The 1,036-nt window shown below is 31.8% G+C and carries 1 protein-coding gene; it reads right to left on the reverse strand.

Annotated elements, in window-relative coordinates; all coding sequences use genetic code 11:
• Positions 1–284: 284 nt before the first annotated feature.
• Positions 285–1,036 (reverse strand): hypothetical protein (locus AACV33_RS03375; protein WP_220488762.1); only part of this gene is annotated, 752 nt, incomplete at its 5' end.

The following is a 1,036-nucleotide window of genomic DNA, read 5'->3' on the forward strand; positions in this document are numbered from 1 at the left end:
AGACGTGGGATCTTCCGATCTCAACCTCAACATCTGGCTTATCAAAGCATAGTGAAATAACTTCAGGATTAGAATGTAGTTGTAAAAATAACGCCCAATCGTTTTCTGTAATTACTTCCATTTTCAAACGTTTAGTTTCGATTTTCATACCAGTGGGCTCCTGTTACATAACGCCTGCATAACACGTTTGCTACCATGCAGATTAAGCTCAAATTTACCACTTAACACGGTAAACTCAAAGAAACCTAGAATGCCGAATGTAGCAAATCGTGTTGATGCATTTGTTAGCCGTTTTCACTCAAAGCCAATTCATATTTATCAAGTTTATTTAACATGTTAATGAAATTTATATATGCATTCAAAGTATTACATTTAAAGTAAGTGTAACCTCTTACGGAATCGGGGTCATTTAACACATTGAAATTCATAGAATATACATAATGTATAGGATAACGCCTGAAATCAGTGGGCATATTGCTTTTAATATGCTCAATACCATTAACAGAATCTAAATATTCTTGGTATGTAACGTCTTTATTTTCTGTTAACGAATGAAAATAATTATGATACAAATCTTCACCATCGTAGTTATCACTAAGAATTACGAAATACTGGAATGTACTAAAAAGATCGATATAACAATATAAATACCGTTCTTCCTTATTACCATAAAGAGCTAATGTATGAAAAGGATAACAAGAGCTATTTCTTATATTCTCTTCAAAAATACTTTCCTCATTAGTAGGGGAAATATACGGTGTGACCACTATATCAGTTTTAATCTTACCGTCATTTAAGTCAATAATATTTGCCAAGTTTGTTCGATTAACTCCTTTTAACGTAGCATAACCAGCAGCAATTTTAGCTAATCCACGAGAAAATACTATATTGTCAAAATCAAATGAGAATTGATAATCCCCAACAATATCAGTTAGTACTTTAATTTCATTTTTGTTAATCGACTTTGATTTAGCAATGTAACTCGCAAATTGTTCTCCAACTTTAGAATCCTTAGCATATACAGTCTTATTCTTTT

The sequence above is a fragment of the Aliivibrio sp. SR45-2 genome, from assembly GCF_963890165.1.
Taxonomy (GTDB): domain Bacteria; phylum Pseudomonadota; class Gammaproteobacteria; order Enterobacterales; family Vibrionaceae; genus Aliivibrio; species Aliivibrio salmonicida.